The sequence below is a fragment of the Bacteroides sp. D55t1_190419_B8 genome (assembly GCF_015558905.1).
GTDB lineage: Bacteria > Bacteroidota > Bacteroidia > Bacteroidales > Bacteroidaceae > Bacteroides > Bacteroides vicugnae.
The window spans coordinates 1-20,873 of record NZ_JADMOU010000012.1 but is presented as its reverse complement, the minus strand read 5'-3'; the positions used below and the strand labels follow the sequence as shown (position 1 = coordinate 20,873).

Here is a 20,873-nt window from a genome sequence, read left to right as displayed (position 1 = left end):
TGTGAGAAATGTGACATTGAAGCAGTTTGTGGAAGCTGTGCAAAATCAAAGCGAATATTCTTTTCTTTACAAAGATAATCAAGTCAAAGTGAATCGTCCTATTACGGTTTCTGCCAATAAACAATCGGTTAATGTTGTCTTGGAACAGGCCTTTAAAGGAAAAGGCGTTTCTTGGAAAGTGCAGGGAAAACAAATTCTGTTATTTCCGACAAAAGAGGAAGAGTCTGTAGCTGCCGGGAAATCCCGTACGGTGAAAGGTAATGTCACTACTACGACAGGGGAAGCAATTCCGGGGGCTAGTGTAAAGCAGTTGGGGGCTGCTACCGGTGTGATTACCGACCTTGATGGTTTTTATATGATTACGGTTCCTGGTAGTCAGACGGAGCTGGAATTCCGGTTTATGGGGTATGAATCCAAAACTGTAAAGGTTGGAAATCAGACAACAATCAATATTTCTCTGGAAGAGTCGACTTCTGCTTTGGAAGAAGTAGTGGTAGTTGGTTATGGCGCTCAGAAAAAAGTAACGATGACAGGTTCGGTGGCTTCGGTCAATATGGGGAGCCTGAAAACTCCGGTAGCCAATCTGAGTAATGCCCTGCAAGGAAAAGTTGCCGGTATTATTTCCGTGCAGTCCAGCGGAGAGCCGGGTTACGATAACTCTACGTTTACTATTCGTGGTATCAGTACATTCACGGGAAACACTTCGCCGTTAGTGATTGTGGACGGAGTGCAGCGTGATGACGTGAACTCCACTTATGGCGGTGCTTACAACAATATCGATCCGGAAGATATTGTAAGCATTTCATTATTGAAAGACGCTTCCGCCACTGCTGTATATGGTGCCAAGGGTGCCAATGGAGTAATGATTATTACAACGAAACGTGGTTCGGTAGGCAAACCAAAAATATCTATTAAAGCCGAGACCGGTTTCACCACCTTTACGAAAGTACCCAGTATGCTGGACGGTGTCGGTTATATGCAACTCTATAACGAAGCCCGTCGTAACTCAGGCCAGAGTGAGGTTTATAGCCGAGGAGATATCCTGAAGACACAAACAGGACTGGATCCTTACCTCTACCCGAATGTAGACTGGATTGGTACCGTTTATAAAGATATGTCTTCCGTATCCAATGTCAATCTGAATATCAGTGGTGGTAGTGAACTGGTGCGCTATTACCTGTCCGCTTCTTTCTACAATCAGGGCGGGCAATATAATGTAAAGCACGAAAATGGTTTCAATCCGAACCTGGATTACAAGCGTTATGATTTTCGTAGTAACATTGACGTGAATATTACTAAATCTACACTTCTGCAGATGAACCTGGCAGCCATGATGGTAGATTCACGTTATCCGGGCGTTTCCGCAGCCAGAATCTGGTATGAAGCTTATGCAGCTTCTCCCGTAGCTTTCCCGATACGTTATCCGGACGGACGTTGGGCTGGACCGCCCGCCAACGCCGGCGTCAACCCGATGGACTTACTCCAGAACTCTGGATATTCGGATACGTTCCGCCCTGCTTTGCAGTCGGTGTTTACGTTGAACCAGAAGTTGGACTTCATTACAAAAGGCCTTTCGGCTTATGTCCGCTTCTCGTTCGACAGTTATAGTGAATTCAATAATAAACGTACTGGTAGCGTAGACTTGTGGTATACTAACCAACGTGATGCCAACGGAGAATTAATATTCAACAAACCCATAAGGGAAGGCTCGAATGAATTGTGGTATGAACACAGTGATACGGGCGAACGTGTGGTGTATACAGAAGCTAACCTGGCCTATGATCATAACTTCGGTGACCATAGCGTGAGTGGTATGTTACTCTATAATATGCGTAATCGTATGGTGGCTACTGCCGGCTCTGCTATAGGTGCCATTCCGTATCGTAATCAGGCCATTGCCGGTCGTTTGAGCTATGGCTGGAAAGACCGTTACCTGGCAGAAGTCAATGCCTCTTATACAGGTTCGGAAAATTTCGCTCCCAATCATCGTTTTGGCTTTTTCCCTGCTGCATCTTTGGGATGGGTCATCTCTAACGAACCATTCTTTAAGGGAGCTACCAGATATATTGATTTATTGAAACTGCGTGCGTCTTATGGTATTGTAGGTAATGACAATATTGGGGGGACAGGTGACCGTTTTGCCTATTTTACCCAGTATGGCGGTGGAAACAGTTATGGCTTCGGTCCCAACGGTAGTACTGTAGGTGGTATCAAAGAAACTTTGTTAGCTTCGGAAAGCCTGACTTGGGAAAAATCCTATAAAACCAATATCGGACTTGAAATGATGATAGGCGGAAAGTTCAATCTGACACTGGATTATTATAAGGAACGTCGTAAGGACATTTTGATTCAGCGTTCTTCTTTGCCTGCTATGTCGGGTTTCGGTAGTGCCGCGATTTATGCTAATATGGGTGAGATGGATAATCAGGGTATTGACGCTAATATTGAATATCAGACAAGCATTGCTCAAAAAGTAGGTTTACGCGTTTTTGGTAACGCTACCTATAGTAAGAATAAGATTGTATTCAAGGATGAACCCCAAATGAAATATGCTTATCAGAAAGGTGAGGGTACTAGTTACGGTGAATTTTATGGATATGTAGCTGAAGGTTATTTCCAAAGTTATGAGGAAATCGAGAAAAGTCCGAAACAATTGCGTGAATTGGCGCCGGGTGATATCAAATACAAAGACTTGAACGGTGACGGTGTTATTGACCCGAACGATCAATGTTATTTGGGAAAATCCAATTTCCCGTCATGGTCATATGGATTCGGTGTTAATGTCAATTATCACAATTTTGACCTTGCGCTCTTTTTCCAGGGAGTGGCTGATGTCTCTTTAATGGCTAATGGAGCTTATATAGATACTGGTGGTGGTAATTGGGGAGCCAATGGTGTAGGTATTGTACCTTTCGCTGGTATGGGAGCGAATCCGACAAATATAATCTCCAAGGCGCTCGACCGTTGGACAGAGGATAATCCTCGTGCTGATGCCTGGTATCCGCGTATAACTATGGGTGCCAGTACTTCGGACAACAACTATGTCAGCAGCACTCACTGGTTGAAAAATGGAAATTACTTGCGTCTGAAGCAAGCCTCTTTAGGTTATACGCTTGAGAATAAGGCTTTGGCGGCTAAAGGGATCGATTATCTCTATTTTTACCTGTCGGGTCAAAACTTGCTGACTTTCTCCAAATTTAAACTATGGGATCCGGAATTGGGTTCGAACGGCGCTAAGTATCCGTTGTCACGTATGGTGACACTTGGGATGAGAGTTGCATTTTAACTAATAAAACGATAAGAACAATGAAAAATATAATAAACAGGTTATTGACCATTGGGTTGTTTTCCGTTGCTGCATTGGGAATGCTGTCGTCATGCGATTATCTGGACCAGCAGCCGGAGAACCTGAAAACAACGGATAAAATCTGGCAGACACGCTCTGATGTAGAAGCATATTTGTACAATGTGTACGGATATATAGAACGTAATACGGATGACCCGACGACTTTGGGCTTCTCGGATGAAACGTCTTGTGTACTTTCCGGTGCCTTTGTCCGTAAGATGGTAGAAGGAAACTATGGCCCCGGTGACAATGCTCAGGACCGTTGGGGGCACTACTATCAGGGAATCCAGAAAGCGCTGACTTTTGAAGCCAATATTGACCGTGTACCGGACAACATTGTAAGTGTGGATTTAAAGAACCAGTATAAAGCGGAATCACGTTTTCTCCGTGGATGGTTTTATTGGAACCTGCTCCGTTTGTACGGACCATTTGTGATTTGCGAGAAACCCGCAGAATTGGATGAGGACTTTAACAAGTATGCCCGTACTCCTTTTGACCAATGTGTGGAATATATTTGTGGCTTGATGGAGTCTACTTATGGCATTCTTCCCGTTGTTTGGGCTTCTAATGCCAACTTGGGACGCCCGACTGAAGGGGCTGCCAAAGCCGTTATTTCACAAGTGCGTCTTCTGGCTGCCAGTGAATTGTGGAATGGTAGCGAAGCGGAAGCTCCCCGCTATAAAGATTTCAAAGACAAGGACGGACAACTATTGGCTCCGCAAACCTACGACCCGCGCAAATGGGAACTTGCAGCCGATGCTGCGAAAGACGTGATTGATTTGGGCATTTATCATCTTTATCGCAATACGGAAAGTGGTGACAAAAACTTTGACCCCTATCTATCTTGTCGTGAACTCTTTATGAACGGTACGCATGCCGAAGTGATTTTCGCTACTCATATGGCGGGTGATAATTGGTTATATGGACATGATATACGTTGTACTCCAGGCTCAAAAGGCTTCTGTATGTCGAACGCCACCCAGAATATTGTAGATGCCTTTCTGACTGCTGACGGATATGATATTAATGACGATGATTCTTACACGGAATCCGGATTTGTCCAGAATGACGACCCCCGCCATTTCGGTTCTGTTCGTAATGAAATCGAGCGTGGTTACCGGCGAGGAGAGCATAATATGTATGTCAATCGTGAACCTCGTTTTTATGCTTTTGTGCATTATAATGCCCGCCCTGTATTGTCGGCAATTTCTGCAGACGATTACAATCATTTTTCTTCTGCAGCCAACCAGGATGGATTCGGAAGGGCTGAGTATTATCTTACCGGACAGTCCGGCGCAACAGGAAGTCGAGTGGATTTTACCGGATACAATGTAGCGAAAAGAGTTAGTACAACTTCAAGTATCAGAAATGATCAGGCTTCCTATCGCCCGTATATCCACATCCGCTATGCGGAGATTCTACTGAATTATATTGAAGCGTTGAACGAATACAATCCGGGACATTCGGATATTCTCTCTTATTTTCAGGAAATCCGGAGTCGTGCAGGTATTACCAATCCGTTGACGCGCCTTTATCCTGAAGCTGTCGGCAATAAGGCGGAGATGCGGAAGTGGATTCTTCGTGAACGCCAGATTGAGTTGTCTTTTGAAGGCGACCGTTTTTGGACACTTCAGCGCCGTTTGCTGTTCGAAAAAGAAGAGAACCGTAAGATTTACAGTATGAATGTTCAGGCAAATGATGGCGGGCAGGGATTCCAGTTTGAAGGTTTCTACGAGCGGAAATTGTTCCAGACGCGCTACTGGGATAATAAAATGTATCTGTATCCTATTTTGCAGTCCGAGATAGACCGTAACCGTGCGTTGGTGCAGAATCCGGGCTGGGGCCAGTAATTTTTCCAAAACATAATTCTAATAGAACGAGAAATGAAGAAAATTTCATATTATATATATATGGTTGTTGTTTTAACAACAGCCATATTCACTGGTTGCGACGATGAAGATACATCTGAATCGCTTTTTACGGGTGAACTGAATATATTTGACTTTGCTCCAACTACCGGAAAAGGAGGTACGCAGTTGCTGATTAACGGCGAACAGTTTGGCTTGGATGCAAGCGCTGTGAGCGTGAGTATCAATGGAGTGGAATTAGCAATTTTGCAGTCGAACGAAGAGCAGTTATTGGTCGAAGTGCCGGATAATGAGGTCGCGGATAATGCACTGTTAACGGTGGCTATAGGTGGCAAGACCGTACAGTCGAAAGCTAAATTCACTTTCCAGAAAGCTGCACTTGCCAGTTATTCTCCTTCTATGGGTAAGATCGGTACGAAGGTAAGTATCTATATTTCAAACTTACCTCAAGAAATTGTGAATCCTACCGCTACTTATAAAGGTGTGGAAGCTGCTTGCGTATTTGATGCAGAAAAAGCGTGTTTCGTGGTGACAATCCCTGAACTGGCAGAAGAAGGGACTTTCCCTATTCTCCTTGGTTTTAATGGTAGAACATTTTCTGTAGACTTCACATATGATGATGCGCCTATTTTTGAACGTACAATAACTACATTGCCGGGCAGCGATGTGCTTTCGATCAGAAGTTCTATTTGGGAAGGAGCGGATGCTAGCCGGTTTGGTAGTATCGCTGTTGATGATAACGGCAATGTGTATGTGGGTGAACTTGGTAATGTGTGCATTACTAAGATTACACCGGACGGTCAGTTGAGCAGGGCAGCCGGTCAGGGTAATTCTAATCCGGATTGGGATATAAATTGGCGGTATACAGAAGGAGGATCTTATAATGCAGATATTCGTCCCGCAGATATAAAGGTGGATAGCAAAGGAAACATCTATGCCTGTGATAACTGGATTGGTGCTTCCGCATTCTTTGAACCGGACGGCAAGGCACATTTCTTGGGAAATCCCCGCTCTATTACCATTGCTATTGATGAAAAGCACAATCGTTTTTATTGTAGAAATGATAATTGCCTCTTTATGAAAGATTTGGATGATTATGGCACGAGCGTGAAAAGTCCTGGTGATTGGCTTTATGATGTATGGGATATCGGAGGAATGGATGTAGATAAGAATACAGGCGATCTCTATGCCGTCAAGAATAGTTCCAACCAGATCATCCGATTCCCTTATACTGAAGCGGGTCTGGGGGCTCCGGAAGTTGTGGCAGGTTCAGGTATATTCGGAAATAGTGATGGTCCCCGCTTGGAAGCCACTTTTGCTTCTCCTTGGGGAATTGCGGTTACGCCGGACGGCAATATCTTGGTAGCAGGAAATGGCACCAGGGTTTATGAAGACGGACTGCGCTCCCATATCGACCAAAGTATCCGTTATATAGATATGAAGACCGGAATGGTAACAACTTTTGCGGGTTCTGCAACTTCCGGCAATGAGGACGGTATGTTGACTTTGCCGGCATATGCGGGAATCAGTTCTGCCGAAGAGACATTACCGGCTTCGTTTGGTGCGCCTTCTGCCGTATGTGTAGGTAAGGACGGCACAGTATATGTGTTGGATAGGCTGAATAACTGTGTGAAGAAGATTACGACTGTTGAAAAATAACAAACCTTATGAAAACAAATTTTATTCACTATATTGCTCTAATCCTGTTGGTATGTAGCGCAGGACTACTGGGCAGTTGTAAAGATGATGACGGGCATAATGCAGGAAGTCCCGTAATTGTAAATCGTTTCTACCCCACAAGCGGTAGTGCGGGAACTGAAATTCTTATTACCGGTAAGAATTTCACGACCAATGTTGATGAAGTCTCCGTAATGGTAGGCAATATACCTTTGACGGTAATGGGTTGTGACATGAATAATATTATGGCTATAGTTCCTGCCCGTATGGGCGACGGACAGTTGAAGGTTTCGATTGCCGGACGTGAGCCTGTCTCCACTATTGAAAGCTTTGTTTATTCATTTGCAGCGAATGTCTCTACGTTTGCGGGAAATGGTGACGCCGGTTATCAGGATGGTAAGGGGGCTGAGGTTATGCTTCATCTTGATGTGACTGAAGAGGATAATGTCAACTGGACATATGGTCCTTGGCAAAGAGGAAGTATCTGTGTGGACGATGATGGCAATGTATATGTAGGCGAGGCCGGAAATGTCTGCGTCCGTAAGATTACCCCGGATGGAACGGTTACTACTTTGGCCGGTTTTGCCGGTCAGAGAGGCGTGACGGATGGTACAGGCGTACAAGCGCGTTTCTCCACACTTTATGGAATGGACACAGATGCCGTCGGTAATGTTTATGTGACTGAAACAGCCAATAATACCATCCGTCAGATCACACCGGAAGGTGTGGTCACCACATTGGGCAATACGAGCAATCAGCCTTGGGCATTGGCGGTGGACAAACGGAACGGTGATATTTATTACACGCATCCGGCTACCGGTGTCTGGAAATTTAACCGGGATGGTGAGGATACACAGATTTGTGCCAATGAAAGTTCTCTTTTGTGTATGGGAATCGTTGTTGACAATGTAGGTGATATCTATGTGTCGGAAGCAGCCAACAATGGTGTGCACCGTATTGTGAAATGTACGCGTGGCGACACGTCATGGCAGCGCTCCGTGGTGGCTGGTAATACAGAACAAGCTTATGTGAACGGTTCGTTCAACGAAGCCCGTTTTTCTTTCCCCGGTGGTTTGGATATAGGTCCTGACGGAAATATTTATATTGCAGGTAACGGAGCTTATGGCGGCGATAGCAATAATGCAGACCAGAGTATCCGTGTACTGGACTTGCAAAACCAAGTAGTGCGTACCGTTGCTGGAAGCTCCTTGTCAGGATATAACGATGCCAATGGCTCTGCTGCAACGTTCAGCGGACCGGAAGATGTGGCTGTAGATAAGAACGGATTGATTTATGTACTTGACAGAAAGAATAATGTGGTAAGAAAGATTGTTTACGAGTAAACAGGAGAGGAACTGGCAAGGCTTGTATATAAGCAAGTCTTGCCAAACTATCCAATCATTTCTAATTTTGAAAAATGTAAACCCTATAATTCTGAAGAAACAATGAAAAAGAATTTTGTCCTATTAATGTGCTTTATTCTCGCAATGGGAATGGTTTCATGCGGTGACGATAAACTGGATGAAGCTATTGACACTGAACAAGGAGGCGATGGCGGAAAAGATGATGGTGATGACGGTAAAGAACCGGAGCCGGAAAAGGCTGTCAGTTGGTATGTTGCTCCAAATGGTAATGATTCGTCCAACGGAATGATTGCAACCCCGTTGAAATCTGTCACCAAGGCTTTGCAGAGAGCTAATCCCGGTGATACCGTATACTTGCGGGAAGGTGTGTATAATGAGCTTGTGACTCCTTCCAAGTCGGGTACGCGCCAAAAAAGAATCACTATTAAAGGTTACAAAAATGAAGTTGCCAAGATTGATGGTACAGGACTGAAAATAGAAGGATGGGGCAATGCATTGGTACAAATTAAAGATGTGAATTTTATCACAGTGGAAAACCTGCATATCTGCAATGCCATAAATACTGCCAAAAATGCCGACCCTGAAGGTATTCATATCACAGGGACATCAAACAATATTGAGATTCGCGGATGTGAAATTTATAATATCAAAAACACGTGTACACGGGCTGAACAAGATGCGAACAACGGTCTGGACGATTGGCGTAGTGCACATGCCATCCTGATCACTGGATTCCATACGACTCCTGTCAAGGACATCCTGATTGAGAAATGTGATATCCATGACATTCATAGCGGTACGAGCGAGACGTTCTCATTGGTGGGTAATGTGACGAACTTTACCATACAAGACAATGAAGTGCATGATGTGGAGAACATCGGTATTATCGTAGCGGGAGGAGAGAACTTGAATCCCAGTGGAGACGTATCTGTCAACTATGCACGTGATGGTGTAATCCGTCGTAATAAAATATATAGATGTACGCACCAGAACTCAATAGATTATTGGGGAGCGGAAGGCTATGGAGCCATTGGTATCTATATATGTGGTGGTGCACGTACTATTGTAGAACAGAACGAAGTATGGGGATGCGACCGCGCCATCGGCTTGGTGAGTGAAAGCGATGAATATTCCACTACGGATTGTATTGTGCGGAACAATATAATTTACAACAACTATCGTACGGGAATTTATATGGGCAACTATATCGGTTTCTTCAATGGAGTGAGCGGTACAAGAAACTGCTATATACTTAACAATACGCTTTATCACAACAATTTGGTATGTGGTTCATACAATGGCTGGAATAATGAAGAAGGTATCAAGGACAATGAAGACGGCAGCGAAGGCGAACTCCGTATGACGAAAAACTGTTACGACAACGTCATAGCGAACAACCTTGTATATGCGGTAACGGATAGAGATATTTTCGTCCGTAAATACACTACGAGCGGAACGGGAAATAAGATAAGTAACAATATCTATTATTCCGCCAATCCAAAAAATAAGCGTTGGATATGGGAAAATGTAGAATATACCTCATGGGAAGCTTATAAGGTAGCCAGTGGAGATAAAGGTTCCTTGTTTGATATAGACCCTCTGTTGGTCAATCCGAGCTTGAAGAGCCCTAATTTCCAGTTGAAAGCAGGTTCGCCGGCTGTCAACGCAGGCTTGTTCATCAGTTCATACTTCAATGGTACTGAGGATTTTGCAGGAAATGCACGTTATAGCGGTTCCTCTATCAGTATAGGAGCCTATCAATAAAGTTAAATCAGGTATTATTTCTATAGAGAAAACATGAAAAAATATATAAAAGCAATCTACTTTTTATTTATGGGAGCATTACTATGCGGATGCTCTAACCAGCCGGCTTCAGGATGGTATGTATCGCCCGGCGGTGATGACCTAGCGGAAGGCGGAAAGAATGCTCCGTTGAAGACAGTGGCTAAGGCATTGGAATATGCCTTGCCGGGAGACACCATCTTTTTGCGTGAAGGGGCATATCATGAGTTTGTCATTCCTACACGTTCGGGTGAACCGGGAAAAGCGATAACTATCAAAAGTTATCCCGGTGAGACAGCCAAGATTGACGGAACAGGTTTGAAGCTGGAAGGATGGTCAGCATTGGTGCAGTTGAGAGATATACAACACTTGACACTGGAAGACCTACATATATGCAATGCGGTGAATGCATCTCCCAATTCCGATCCGGAAGGGATACTTATTAATGGAAAATCAGGTGACATTACAATCCGCAACTGTAAAATATACAATATCAAGAGCGTGTGTCTGGATACGCACGGTAAGGGCGATTGGCGTAGTGCTCATGCTATCCTGGTGCTTGGTAACAATGACGAGACACCAATACGCAACCTTACGATTGAGCAGTGTGAGATTTTTGATATGCATACCGGAACGAGTGAATCGTTGACAATTGCCGGAAATGTTGACGGATTTGTTGTTCAGGACTGTGAAGTGCATGATGTGGAAAATATCGGAATCATTGTGGCTGGCGGTGACAATCTGAATCCGGGCGGAGACATTAAGGTAAATTATGCCCGCAACGGAGTTGTTCGCCGGAATAAAGTATATAGGTGTACTCATCAATACACCCCTGAATTTTGGGAGGTGATTTGTAATAATCCCGCTGCCTACGGGGCTATCGGCATTTATGTCTGTGGAGGGGCGAATACTGTCATTGAGCAAAACGAAGTATGGAAGTGCGACCGTGCCATTGGGCTGGTGAGTGAAAGCAATGAACTGTCCACAAAAGATTGTATCGTGCGCAATAACTTTGTGTACAACAACTACCGTACAGGCATATATATGGGAGACTATATAGGATATACCAATGGCGGAACTTCCGGGTGCCACGTTGTGAACAATACTTTGTATAACAATAATCTGGTAGGCGGCTCATTGAACGAGAACAATAATTCGGGACGAGTGAACGACGAAAAAGATAGTGAAGGAGAAATCCGCCTAACGGAAAACTGCACGAACAATGTAATAATGAATAACCTTATCTATGCACTGAGCGACCGGGATATATTCATACGTAAATATACGGCAACGGGAGACAGGAACGAAATAGGGTACAATCTTTATTTTTCTCCCCGGCAAAAGGTGCAGAAATGGTTCTGGGACGGAAAAGAATATACAGACTTCGCAGAGTGGCAGAAAGCCAGCGGAGACAAGCACTCCGTTTACAATGTAGACCCACAGTTGCAAAACTGGGAAACGGCTGAACCGGATTTGCACTTACTGTCCGAATCTCCGGCAAAGAATGCTGGTTTTGTCATGGCGGGCACAATCATCGGCGAGTATGATATAGATGGTGATAAACGTTTAGTAGACAATAAGATAAATATCGGTGCCGACCAGTAGATTATAAAAGAAACTTAAGTATATAAGTTATGAAGAAACTATTCCTATTGTTTACTTTACTTCTCGTAGTGATCAAAGGCTATGCAGATGTATTCGATGGCGTGCAGGGACTTGTGAGCCGCCGTGCGCCGTGGCTTGCCGGGCATATCCGTTTTGAAGCGGTTCCCTCGCCGAACGGTGATTGTTTCACCTTGCAAACTATCGAGAAGAATCTGGTAGTAAAAGCCACTAACGCAAACGCAGCAGCAGTCGGTGTCAATTGGTATCTGAAATACTATTGTCACCGAAGCATGTCTCATCTTGGTGACCAGCTCGCCCCCGTAACTGAGCTTCCGGTCGTAGAACAGCCAGTAACAGTCAAAACCTCTGCTATATATCGCTATGCATTAAACTATTGTACCTATAACTATACCATGAGCTTCTATACCTGGGATGACTGGCAATGGGAGCTTGATTGGATGGCGCTTAATGGTGTGAACCTGATGCTGGTAGCCAACGGCTCGGAAGCTGTATGGCAAAACGTGCTCAGACGGATGGACTATTCGGAAAAGGAGATAGCCGACTTCATCACCGGACCGGGTTATAATGCTTGGTGGCTGATGGGAAATATCGAAGGCTGGGGTGGCCCTATGCCCCAGTCGCAGATAGATAGCCGTAAGAAACTGGTTCAGAAAATGCTGGCGCGTATGAAATCGTTGGGCATCGAGCCTTTGATGCCTGGTTTTTATGGAATGGTGCCGAGTAACTTGAAGACCAAGAGCAAAGCTCATATTATCCCGCAAGGAAATTGGGGAGCTTTCACGCGTCCTGATATCCTTGATCCCACCGATCCTGAATTTGAACGTATCGCCGCCATTTTCTATGATGAGACACGTCGGCTGTACGGCTCGGATATCCGTTTCTTTTCCGGCGACCCGTTTCATGAGGGGGGAGCTACGGAAGGAGTATCTCTGGGAGATGCCGGACGGGCGATACAGAAAGTGATGCAGAAACACTTTCCCGGTTCCATCTGGGTGTTGCAAGGTTGGCAGGACAATCCCAAGCCCGGTTTGTTGGAGAAACTCGACAAAAAATATGTACTTGTTCAGGAATTGTTTGGTGAGAATACCAATAACTGGGAAACCCGTAAGGGATACGAAGGTACCCCTTTTATATGGGCCACTGTCACCAACTTCGGTGAGCGTCCGGGCATCAATGGGAAACTTCAACGTTTCGCTGATGAGGTTTACCGGGCTTCTCAAGGCGAATATTCGTCTTATATGAAAGGAGTCGGCATATTGCCCGAGGGGATAAATAATAATCCGGTTGCCTATGAACTCTTGCTTGAACTGGTATGGCATAAGGAACACGTAGACGTCGACCGCTGGATTGACGTATATATTACGGCACGTTATGGCAAGATTACCAATGAAGTCCGCGCTGCTTGGAAATTGATGTTGAAATCAATATACAGCAGTGAGGTAGGCTATCAGGAAGGCCCACCTGAAAATATTCTTTGCGCGCGTCCGTCACTGGAACTTAAATCGGTTTCCAGTTGGGGACGGTTGGCGAAGAAATATGACCTGGAGCTTTATAAGGAAGCTGCATTATTATTTGCCGGAGCATTGCCGGAGTTTCGGAATGTCCGTACATACCGTATTGATTTGATTCACTTCCTGCGTCAGGTGATAGCCAACGAAGCCGATCGAGTCTTTACTGATATGGTGGCAGGATACCAGGCGAAGGATACGAAGAAGTTCGAGAAGGAAGCGGATAAATTCCTCGCAATGATAGATACGGAAAACGAATTATTGTCTCAAGACCCTTTTTTCCGTCTCAGCACTTGGCAACAACAGGCGAAAGATGCAGGCGGCACTTCTGCCGAGAAAAGTAATAATCTCCATAACTTGATGATGTTGATAACTTATTGGGGAGAGCACGTGACCTTGGAGGATAACTTGCATGATTATGCTTACAAAGAGTGGGCGGGTATGATGAATACCTACTACAAGGAGCGTTGGATTGTATATTTCGACTATTTGCGGGCACAGCTTCGCGGCGAACAGGCAAAAGCTCCCGATTATTTCCATTGGGAGCGCGAGTGGGTAGAGAAAAATCTGAAGATGGCTGACGATGCGCCACGTATGTCACTGGAAGAGATTGTGAATAAAATAACCCTTCCGGCTGCCTGCTCATCATCGGATTTGGCGGAGCTTACCGACACGAAACCGATTAATGAGGCTGAATGGAAACAATGCAAATCGGACTATAACAGCGCATGGGGTTCGACCGATGTCCGTTATAGCCGCACGAATGTGCCGACAACGGACGTAATGGCTGCCCGCACTTGGAAAGGCACAGCTTGGAAAGGGGAAAAGGTCAATGCCCTGGCACTGCTCTGGACTACGCGCGACTGCATAAACATACGGGCGGAAGTCAGCGAACTGAAAGGTTCCGGCGGGGCAGTAATTCCGGCTTCTGCTATCCGGACGTATTTCCTGCGTTATGTCATGACCGACGAATTGAGCAAAGATGGCAAGACAGGCTGCGGGTATCGTACCAATCATGCGGAATTTGACTCTTCAATGGTAGCCGATGTCCTGGATATCAGAAAGAACTATAACATCAAGAGCCGTCATACGCAACCAGTATGGGTTAGCTGCCAGGTTCCTTCCGATACACCCTCGGGGACATACCGGGGCAAGCTGACCTTTCCGGACAGTTCCTTTGCCCCTTTGGATATAGAGTTGAAAGTGTCCGGCAGGCAACTGCCGCCTGCTGCCGAATGGGCTTTCCATCTTGACCTGTGGCAGAATCCTTATTCGGTGGCCCGTTATCATCAGGTTCCTCTATGGAGTAAAGAACACTTTGCAACCATGCGTTCCCTATTCCTGCCGTTGGCAAATGCCGGACAGAAATGCATTACGGCTTCTATTATGCACCAGCCTTGGGGTGGTCAGACGGAAGATCCGTTTGACTCAATGGTGATGCGTATGCGTCGGTTGGACGGAAGCTGGCAGTACAATTATGAGGTATTCGATCGGTGGGTGGAGTTTATGATGTCTCTGGGCATCGACCGTGAGATAAATTGTTATTCACTGATTCCTTGGAAATTGTCTTTCCGTTATTACGACCAGGCTTCCGACGGAATGAAATCGGTGAAAGCTGAAGTCGGAACCGCTGAATATCGTGATTATTGGCTTCCGTTCTTGAAAGACTTCGCCCGTCATCTGAAGGAGAAGGGATGGTTCGGAATAACGACTATTGCCATGGACGAGCGTCCCATGGAACAGATGCAGAAAGCTATTGCATTGATACGCGAAGCGGATTCTGACTATAAAGTGGCTCTTGCCGGTAATTATCACAACGAGTTTGAGAGCGATATATATGATTACAGCATAGCCTCCGGGCAGGTATTTCCGGCAGATGTGCTGGCAAAGCGGCGGGCGGAAGGAAAGAAAAGCACTTATTATACGTGCTGCACCGAGGCGCGTCCGAATATGTTTACTTTCTCACCTCCGGCCGAATCGAGCTGGCTTGCTTGGTATGCGGCTGCCGAAAACTTTGACGGGTATTTGCGTTGGGCATATAATAGTTGGGTGAAAGAACCGTTGCAGGACACCCGTTTCCGCACCTGGGCTGCAGGCGACTGCTTCCTGTTTTATCCGGGCGGACGTTCTTCCGTGCGGATGGAAAAGTTACTGGAAGGAATCCAGGATTTTGAGAAGGTACGTATCCTGAAAGCTGAATTTAAGAATCATCCTGCCAAGTTGAAACGGATTGAACAGATCTTGTCGGACTTCCGTTTGGAACGTCTGACAAATACCCCGGGGGAACAAATGGTGGACAAAGCCCGGAAAGCAATTAATAATTTTTGAGAAGAATGTGACTAAACTAATTTATTATAAGCAATAAGTATTATGAAAAAGATATTTTTCAGTTTGACAATGGTATTTGTGTTTATCGCCTTTGCAGCGTGTAAGCAAAAGAAAGGAGAGGCAGTTCAATCTATCGTGGTGGAAACGCCAGTACGTCCTGCCGGACAGGAGGACGTGATTCAGCTGATTGCTCCCAAAATTGATACGGTACGTGTCGGATTCATCGGACTGGGGATGCGCGGACCGGGAGCTGTCACCCGTTTCACACATATTCCGGGGACACAGGTTAAGGCTTTATGCGACATTCGCCAGGATTGTGTGGAAAAAGCGCAGAATATCCTGCGTGAAGCCGGTCTGCCGGAAGCTACCGCTTATTATGGAGATGAAAATTCATGGAAACAGTTATGTGATAGGGATGATATCGACCTTGTCTATGTGGCGACGGATTGGAGGCATCATGCCGAAATGGGTATTTATGCCATGGAACACGGAAAACATGTAGCCATTGAAGTACCCGCCGCTATGACATTGGAAGAAATATGGGCTCTCATCAATACTTCTGAAAAGACCCGTAAGCACTGTATGCAACTGGAAAACTGTGTGTATGATTTCTTTGAACTCACCACATTGAACATGGCTCAACGGGGCGTGTTTGGTGAGATTCTGCATGTCGAAGGAGCATATATTCACAATTTGGAAGATTACTGGTCGTCTTATTGGAATAATTGGCGTATGGACTACAATCGCAATAACCGCGGAGACATATATGCTACACACGGCATCGGTCCTGCCTGTCAATTGCTTGATATTCATCGGGGCGACCGTATGAAAACGCTGGTGTCGATGGATACAAAGGCCGTGAACGGTCCGGCATATATCCGGAAAACGACAGGCGAAGAAGTGAAAGACTTTCAGAATGGTGACCAGACTACTACCGTGATTCGTACCGAAAACGGTAAGACGATGCTTATCCAGCACAATGTGATGACTCCGCGTCCTTATAGCCGTATGTATCAGTTGGTCGGTACCGACGGATACGCCAGCAAATACCCGATTGAGGAATACTGCCTGCGTCCCGAGCAAGTGGATACGAACGTGGTGCTTAATCATGAGAACCTGAACGTTCATGGGGCTATGCCCGAGGAAGCGAAAGTGGCAATGATGAACGCATATAAACATCCTATCCATGTGGAACTGGAAGAGACAGCCAAGAAAGTCGGCGGTCATGGTGGCATGGATTATATCATGGATTATCGTTTGGTTTATTGTTTGCGCAATGGGTTGCCGCTGGATATGGATGTCTATGACTTGGCAGAATGGTGCTGCATGGCGGAGCTGACCCGTCTTTCTATTGAAAATAATTCGGCTCCGGTGGCAGTCCCCGATTTTACACGCGGCGGATGGAACAAGGTTTCTAAATATCAACATGCTTTTGTAAAATAAGAGGGGGATAGATGAATAAACAACGACTTTATAAAATTCTGCTTTGCTTGTTGATGCCGTTTTTTTCGGGGGGCTGTTTTTCTCCGAAAGAACGTATCAGGATAGATGAGGGAGCCTTTGTTGTCAATGGTAAGGACGTACAGTTGATTTGCGGGGAGATGCATTATCCCCGTATTCCTCACGAATATTGGCGCGACCGGTTGCAAAGAGCCCGTGCGATGGGACTGAACACCATTTCGGTTTATGTATTTTGGAATTTTCACGAGCGTCGGCCCGGTGAGTTTGACTTCAGCGGGCAGGCAGATGTTGCTGAGTTTGTCCGTCTGGCACAAGAAGAAGGATTGTATGTCATATTGCGTCCGGGCCCTTATGTATGTGCGGAGTGGGACTTTGGTGGTTATCCCTCTTGGCTGCTGAAAGAAAAGGATATGGTTTATCGCAGCAAGGACGCCCGTTTCCTCGAATATTGTGAACGGTACATCAAAGCGCTTGGTGAACAACTGGCTCCGCTGACTATCAATAACGGCGGGAATATACTGATGGTGCAGGTGGAAAACGAGTATGGCTCTTACGCGGCAGATAAGGAATATTTGGCTGCTCTCCGCGATATGATAAAGGATGCGGGATTCAATGTCCCGCTGTTTACTTGCGATGGTGGCGGTCAGGCTGAGGCCGGACATATCGACGGAGCGTTGCCGACATTGAACGGGGTGTTCAGCGAGGATATCTTTAAAATTGTGGATAAATATCATCTGGGCGGCCCGTATTTTGTCGCGGAATTTTATCCGGCATGGTTCGACGTATGGGGACAGCATCATTCGACGGTCGATTATAAGCGTCCGGCGGAGCAACTGGACTGGATGCTGGGACATGGTGTGTCCGTCAGTATGTATATGTTTCACGGAGGGACAAATTTCTGGTATACAAACGGGGCGAATACAGCCGGTGGCTACCGTCCGCAACCTACAAGCTATGATTATGATGCGCCTTTGGGCGAATGGGGAAACTGTTATCCGAAATATCACGCTTTCAGGGAAGTGATTCAGAAATATTTGCCCGAAGGAACGGTATTGCCCGATGTGCCTGCCGATAATCCTACAACGTCTTTTGCTGCGATTGAACTGAAAGAAAGTGCTCCCCTGAAATCTGCTTTCCACGAGACTACCAAATCGGAAAATGTGCTTTCAATGGAAGACCTGGGAGTTGATTTCGGTTATATACATTATCAGACTACTATCAACAAGGTAGGCAGGCAAAAGTTGATTATACAGGATTTGCGTGATTATGCTGTGATTTTGGTCAATGGAGATCAGGTGGCAAGCCTGGACCGTCGTTACAATCAGAATAATGTGACACTCAACATTCAGAAGGTTCCTGCCACGTTAGAGATATTGGTCGAAAACTCAGGTCGTGTCAATTATGGTCCTGATATACAGTTCAATCAGAAAGGTATTACGAACCAAGTGTTATGGGGGGATGAAAAGTTGACTGGATGGTCTGTTACTCCTTTGCCGCTTTATAAAGAAAAGGTGTCGGAAATGAACTTTGGTGGAAGTATTCAGGGGAAACCGGCTTTCCATAAGGGAATCTTTACCGTTCAGAAGAAAGGCGACTGTTTTGTTGACATGAGCCGGTGGGGAAAAGGTGCTGTCTGGGTAAATGGTAAATCGCTAGGACGTTTCTGGAATATTGGTCCTCAGCAAACTTTATATCTGCCTGCCCCGTGGTTGAAGGAGGGGGAGAATGAAATAGTAGTTTTTGAAATGGAAGATACCGGAAACCGTTCTTTGCAAGGGCTGCATCGTCCCATCCTCGACAGTTTGGGAATGGATAAGAATTACCAACAAGGGCAACGGCGTGCCGTTCAGGGAACTCCGATTCTTGAAAAGGGGGATATTGTCTTGGAAACTACCGTGCAGGAAGCCAATGGCTGGCAACAGTTTGAACTTCCTGTTGCCGCCACTCTTCGTCATTTTTGTGTTGAGACGCTTTCTTCCTATACTGATGACAACCAGACTTGTATCTCAGAGGTTGAATTGTTGGATGATAGGGGACAGACGATTGATAAGACAAAGTGGGAGGTGATCTATGTAAGTAGTGAACTGTCTGATAAGAATCTGGGAGTAGGAGAAAACTTGTATGACGGCGATGTCTCTTCATTCTGGCACACGGACCCAGTTGTCGATTCTACTCATCCTCATCAGATTATTATTGATATGAAAGAGATATATAAAGTCTCTGCCTTACGAGTGAAAGTGCGTGAGGGTTCATTTTTATCAGGAAAAGTAAAGGATATTCGTATATATGCCCGTCCGCAATTCTTTTTATTCCATCAATAGATTGTCGGATTAAATTATATCACATTTGCCCTTTTCCACGTTTTATCTCTTTGTTCATTGAGGTTGGCGTGCGGAAAGGGTAGATGTTTTGAGTTTATTTCCTTACAGGATCAGGGCGAACGCTCAATAAATCACACATTGTTTATTGATGGTTTCCTAATGACCTTTTTAGGGATGTTCCTTACTTTAAATTTCTTTATCTGTTCCTTCGGTTCAGTATTTCATAACCTTATTTTCATTACATTTGCATCCTTATTATTTATCACCTAACATCCTATCACATGACAATTCAAGCCTTTTCAGAGATTATACCCGACGTCAGAAACGAAAAGAATAAGATTTATCAGTCAAACGAACTAGTATTCATTTCCATCGTTTCTGTGATCTGTGGGGCTGACACGTGGAATGAAATAGAATCTTTTGCCAAGACACATGAGGATTACTTCAAAAAGCGTTTGCCCGGTTTGTTTTCCGTTCCCTCTCATGATACTCTTAGTCGTTTTTTCTCCATTTTGGATATTGAATGGTTTGAGGAATGTTTCAGGTTGTGGGTTGGCGACATTTGCCGCAGCATCCCCGGCGTTGTAGCCATTGATGGAAAAGCCGTTTGCAATAGTCAGTCAAAAACAGGCATGAAAAGCAAGCTATATATGGTCAGCGCCTGGTCTGTATCCAACGGTATATGTCTTGGTCAAAAGAAAGTAGAGGAAAAATCCAATGAAATAACAGCAATCCCAGAGCTTATTAAGCTGCTTGATATTGAGAACTGTATCATAACAATTGATGCTATAGGCTGTCAGAAATCAATAGCCAAACTTATCATCGAGAACAAGGCTGACTATATTTTATGCGCTAAAGATAACCAAGAGGCACTCAAAGAACGCATCAAGCTCAACCTTAGCGAAGACATGAGGTACTATTTATGTCATGCAAAAAGACACTTTGAGCAAAATGAAGGTCATGGCAGGAGTGAATATAGGGAGTGTGTGTGCATAGATGCAAAGAATCTGCAATGTTTTCTCAAAGGATGGACAGGAATCAAAACATTGGCGATGATAAATTCAATTAGAAAAATGGGAGACAAAGAACCTGTCTTGGAAACAAAGTACTATATATCCTCTTTGGAACCAGATCCCGTAACCATACTAAAATCCGTCAGGTCACATTGGGCGGTGGAAAACAACTTGCATTGGGTACTGGATGTCGGATTCAGAGAAGATGATGACAGAAAAACAGGTAATGCAGCTATTAACTTCTCCACCATATCAAAGTTAGCACTTATGCTTTTAAAACAGAGTGACATCAAACTAGGGATGGCAGGCAAGAGAAAAACATGTGGATGGGATGAGAAGAGCAGAGACAAAGTCATTGGAATAGAAAGAATAACAAATACTGTCAATAAATAGATGTAGAGTTTATTGAGCGTTTGCCCTGACCTTTCGTTGAATTCAAGTTCTACTGCAAATGATTTTTCATATTCATTTCTCATGTTCTCATAACACGCACAATAATCTTTTGTAAATCAATAATATAATACTATGAGAAATAAAAGATAAAGTGGTATTTCTCATAGTATTTCCCTCATTTCTCCT

10 protein-coding genes are annotated in these 20,873 nt (G+C 44.9%); all 10 read left to right on the top strand.

Annotated features, from left to right (window positions below):
• The first annotated feature begins 1 nt into the window (after nt 1).
• Complete coding sequence (locus I2I13_RS12305) at nt 2-3,286, top strand: TonB-dependent receptor (protein WP_272225187.1); 3,285 nt, start codon at nt 2-4, stop codon at nt 3,284-3,286.
• Nucleotides 3,287-3,306: 20 nt separating this feature from the next.
• On the top strand, nt 3,307-5,196 hold the full coding sequence (locus tag I2I13_RS12300) for a RagB/SusD family nutrient uptake outer membrane protein (protein WP_195649625.1): 1,890 nt from the start codon (nt 3,307-3,309) through the stop codon (nt 5,194-5,196).
• A 33-nt stretch (nt 5,197-5,229) separates the two neighbouring features.
• Nucleotides 5,230-6,873 carry an IPT/TIG domain-containing protein gene (locus I2I13_RS12295; protein WP_195649624.1) on the top strand — a complete coding sequence of 548 codons (1,644 nt, stop codon included), beginning with the start codon at nt 5,230-5,232 and terminating at the stop codon, nt 6,871-6,873.
• Nucleotides 6,874-6,881: 8 nt separating this feature from the next.
• The gene (locus tag I2I13_RS12290) at nt 6,882-8,234 is read left to right on the top strand and encodes an IPT/TIG domain-containing protein (RefSeq protein ID WP_195649623.1); all 1,353 of its coding nucleotides are present in this window, start codon (nt 6,882-6,884) and stop codon (nt 8,232-8,234) included.
• Nucleotides 8,235-8,336: 102 nt separating this feature from the next.
• The gene (locus tag I2I13_RS12285) at nt 8,337-10,019 is read left to right on the top strand and encodes a right-handed parallel beta-helix repeat-containing protein (RefSeq protein ID WP_195649622.1); all 1,683 of its coding nucleotides are present in this window, start codon (nt 8,337-8,339) and stop codon (nt 10,017-10,019) included.
• A gap of 33 nt (nt 10,020-10,052) precedes the next feature.
• Nucleotides 10,053-11,642, top strand: a complete 1,590-nt coding sequence (locus tag I2I13_RS12280) for a right-handed parallel beta-helix repeat-containing protein (protein WP_195649621.1) — start codon at nt 10,053-10,055, stop codon at nt 11,640-11,642.
• A 29-nt stretch (nt 11,643-11,671) separates the two neighbouring features.
• Nucleotides 11,672-15,499, top strand: coding sequence for an alpha-N-acetylglucosaminidase TIM-barrel domain-containing protein (locus I2I13_RS24515; protein WP_229128629.1), 3,828 nt, complete (start codon nt 11,672-11,674; stop codon nt 15,497-15,499).
• Nucleotides 15,500-15,538: 39 nt separating this feature from the next.
• Complete coding sequence (locus tag I2I13_RS12270) at nt 15,539-16,942, top strand: Gfo/Idh/MocA family protein (protein ID WP_370540832.1); 1,404 nt, start codon at nt 15,539-15,541, stop codon at nt 16,940-16,942.
• Between the two features lie 53 nt (nt 16,943-16,995).
• Nucleotides 16,996-19,281, top strand: a complete 2,286-nt coding sequence (locus tag I2I13_RS12265) for a beta-galactosidase (RefSeq protein ID WP_370540831.1) — start codon at nt 16,996-16,998, stop codon at nt 19,279-19,281.
• 281 nt (nt 19,282-19,562) lie between these two features.
• Nucleotides 19,563-20,687, top strand: a complete 1,125-nt coding sequence (locus I2I13_RS12260) for an ISAs1 family transposase (RefSeq protein ID WP_195649618.1) — start codon at nt 19,563-19,565, stop codon at nt 20,685-20,687.
• Nucleotides 20,688-20,873 lie beyond the last annotated feature (186 nt).